Origin of the sequence: Halalkalibacter alkalisediminis, assembly GCF_028610705.1 — a bacterium.
Taxonomy (GTDB): domain Bacteria; phylum Bacillota; class Bacilli; order Bacillales; family Bacillaceae_D; genus Halalkalibacter; species Halalkalibacter alkalisediminis.
The window spans coordinates 1-3,274 of record NZ_JAQQWT010000090.1; the positions used below are offsets into that span (position 1 = coordinate 1).

Here is a 3,274-nt window from a genome sequence, read left to right on the forward strand (position 1 = left end):
TAAATGCCCCAAAGTTGACGGTATTGCCTATCCAGAATTAGACGATTATAATGTCCATATATAATTCGAAACATTTCGACATTTATAATTTTGGAGAAAGGAAAAGGACGCCTCCCATAATGTATATCTGCTCCAACAGATATACGGGAGACGTCCCCTCATAAAAATCAACTATGGTTATTGTATCAGATTACCAACTTATTGAAAATACCTTTACAGGAGTTTTTGGTTAGAGGTGCGGGGAGGATTCCTTCTCCCTGTTGTGGGAAAAGCATGAGCGTAATTGGTACTAGAGATAGAAAATCTAGAGAAAGATCTGGAGAGGCAAAAGTTTATAATATTCGGCGATTGTGTTGTGATCAATGTGGTCGAATTCATCATGAATTACCAGACTTCTTAGTTCCATACAAAAGATATGAGTCAGAGTGCATAGAAACGGTTCTATCGAACCCTTCTACGCATGACGTTCCAGCTGATGAATCTACCCTATTTCGTTGGTTTGATTGGTTTAATAGTTTTGTAGATTATTGGGCTAATTGCCTCATATCCATTCTGCTTAGAACTAAACAGGACATGATCCCTTTGAATTTGACGTCCGCAAATTCAAAGACTGCACCTCAAAAAATAGGACGACTGGTGGGAAATGCTCCCCAGTGGCTAGAGAGAATTGTCCGACCGATTGTGAATTTTAATTTATGGATACATACCCGTTCTGCATTCTTGTCCGAGGATAGCTGATTTACACTCATGATAATCACATATATAGAGGAGTGTTATCATGAGAAATCAAAAAAAAGCAGAAGAAATTGCAGTACAACGATTCCAGCTCATTTCCCCTCTCCTGACGGAAGGGATAGATGCTGGAAAAGCGAAAGAATTGAAAGACCAAATATGTAAGACCAGCGGTCTTTCTGAAAGGACCATTAGACGTTACCTTGCACAGTATCGTAACGAAGGGTTTGAAGGGTTAAAGCCAAAAGGTACTTCAGGAAAAATGAAATCTGAGGCAATTCCTCCACACTTATTGGAACAATCGATTCTGCTTCGAAAAGAAGCTCCTAGTAGAAGTGTTGCACAAATTATTCAAATTCTTGAGTGGGAGGGTTTGGCTAAACCTGGGCAGCTTAAACGTTCTACTCTTCAAGAACGATTAACCGATAGAGGATATAGTTCTCGACAAATGAAGCTCTACTCTCAAACAGGAGTAGCTGCTAGACGATTTCAAAGGCGTCATCGTAATCAGTTGTGGCAATCTGATATTAAATATGGACCTTATTTGTCAATTGGACCAAATGGTACGAAAAAGCAGGTTTATTTAGTGGCTATAATCGACGATGCGACTCGGTTTATTCTTCATGGAGCCTTCTATCCAACCCTTGATTCCAGGATTATCGAGGATGCCTTTCGTAATGCCATTCAAAAATATGGTGTCCCTGAATCTGTTTATTTTGATAATGGGAAACAGTATCGAACCAAATGGATGGCTCGTACGTGTTCTAAATTGGGTACACGTCTTATTTACGCAAAGCCTTATGCGGCCGAATCAAAAGGAAAGGTTGAACGCTTTAATAGAGTGGTAGATTCTTTCTTAGGGGAAGTGGCACTCGAAAAACCAAGTACCTTAGATCGATTGAATGAACTATTTCAAGTTTGGCTATCCGAATGTTATCAAAGTAAGTCTCACTCGGGACTCGGGGAGAATATAAGTCCTGAAACAGCTTTTCGAAGCGATAAAAAAGCACTTCGTTTTATTGATCCTGACCTACTAACCAATGCTTTCTTACATTGCGAGACCAGGAAGGTAGATAAATCGGGATGTATTAGTTTTATGGATCGAAAATATGAAGTTGGTCTTTCTTTTATTGGACGTCAGGTAGATGTTGTCTATGATCCAGCGGATCTGGAGGAGTTAACGATTGAGTATGAGGGCTATTCCCCTTGGAAAGCCAAGAAGCTTGTGATTGGCGAAAGGGCTGGAAAACGACCAAGCCTCCCTTCACACCTTCACACACACGAAGTCGATTCTTCTAGACTATTGAAAGCAGCTGAACAAAAACATCAAGAGAGACAAGTTAATCAAGCGCCAGCTGTATCTTTTCGAGCTGTTTGGAAGGAGGATGGCGAACATGTTTGAAGCTTTTTATGGAATGGAACATACTCCTTTTACAAGAGATGTCCCTACTAATCAACTTTACGATTCATTTACTATGCAAGAGGTTTTAGGCCGATTAAAGTATACGGCAGAAAGACAACTTTTTGCCGTCTTAACTGGAGATTGCGGTACAGGAAAAACAACCACGGTTCGAAAATTTGTAGATAGACTGGATCAGGGTAAATTTCAAGTGCTTTATTTATCGGATTCGAAATTAACTCCTAGACACTTTTATAAAGGATTGTTAGAGCAGTTAGGATCGGAATCAAAATTTTATAGAGGAGATGCCAAACGGCAACTTCATCGAGAAATTGAGTTAATGAAAGGAATTCATGGAATTCATCCAGTAGTTGTGGTCGATGAGTCACACCTTCTAGATCGTGAGATGTTAGAAGAAGTTAGGTTCTTACTCAATTTTAAGATGGATGCCCAAAGTCCAATGGCTCTTATTCTTGTAGGTCAGAGTGAATTATGGGATCGACTCCGTCTTCAATCATACGCAGCTATACGTCAAAGAATTGATATTCAGTTTAAATTAAGTCACTATGATCGGGCACAAGTTGATGAGTATATTTCACGACATATGGAATATGCAGCAGTTGACCAACAAATCTTTTCTGACGGTGCTTTGGAAGAGATACATCGATTTTCCGGTGGAACTCCAAGGCTTATTAATAAGGTTTGTACACATACCCTCCTGTATGGAGCTCAAAATGGACGACGGATCATTGATGATCATATGGTAAAACATGTCATTCAAGGAGAGCTATCATGAAGCATCAACGAATATACATGCGGTATTACAAGGACTACGGCTGCTGGTTAAAGGTTGATGGAGATTACGGAAGAGCGATGGATAGTGGGGAATCTTTTAACCTTTGCCTAAGTAAAGTAGTAAGTGTTCCTTGTCGTCTTGGATTAACAGGACAGCGATTATGGTATGTGGAGATAGGATCGAATCAGTTGAAGCTGAATTTACGGATAAATGAGATTTATGAAATTGAAAATTAATACTTCAGGGAAGCTTAGTCATATACAGCTTCCCTTTCTTGGTCAGAAAATCAAGCAAAGTTTGGACAACTAAGCCTGTCAATTTCTAGTCAAAAAACATTGTCAATAACA

At 39.5% G+C, this 3,274-nt stretch carries 4 protein-coding genes; all 4 read left to right on the plus strand.

Annotated features, from left to right (window positions below; all coding sequences use genetic code 11):
- Positions 1–225: 225 nt before the first annotated feature.
- From PQ474_RS25800 to PQ474_RS25815, 4 genes are read left to right on the plus strand one after another with little or no spacing between them, the layout of a single operon-like run.
- Positions 226–738: a DUF6431 domain-containing protein gene (locus tag PQ474_RS25800; protein WP_273848442.1), complete on the plus strand. Its 513-nt coding sequence runs from the start codon at positions 226–228 to the stop codon at positions 736–738.
- Between the two features lie 40 nt (positions 739–778).
- Positions 779–2,134 (plus strand): DDE-type integrase/transposase/recombinase, encoded by a 1,356-nt coding sequence (locus PQ474_RS25805; protein WP_273848439.1) that lies wholly within the window; start codon positions 779–781, stop codon positions 2,132–2,134.
- Positions 2,127–2,927 carry an ExeA family protein gene (locus PQ474_RS25810; RefSeq protein ID WP_273848440.1) on the plus strand — a complete coding sequence of 267 codons (801 nt, stop codon included), beginning with the start codon at positions 2,127–2,129 and terminating at the stop codon, positions 2,925–2,927. Before PQ474_RS25805 ends, PQ474_RS25810 begins: the two co-directional genes overlap by 8 nt.
- Entirely contained in the window at positions 2,924–3,163 is a 240-nt protein-coding gene (locus PQ474_RS25815; RefSeq protein ID WP_273848441.1) for a hypothetical protein, read from the plus strand. Before PQ474_RS25810 ends, PQ474_RS25815 begins: the two co-directional genes overlap by 4 nt.
- The last annotated feature ends 111 nt before the right edge of the window (positions 3,164–3,274 follow it).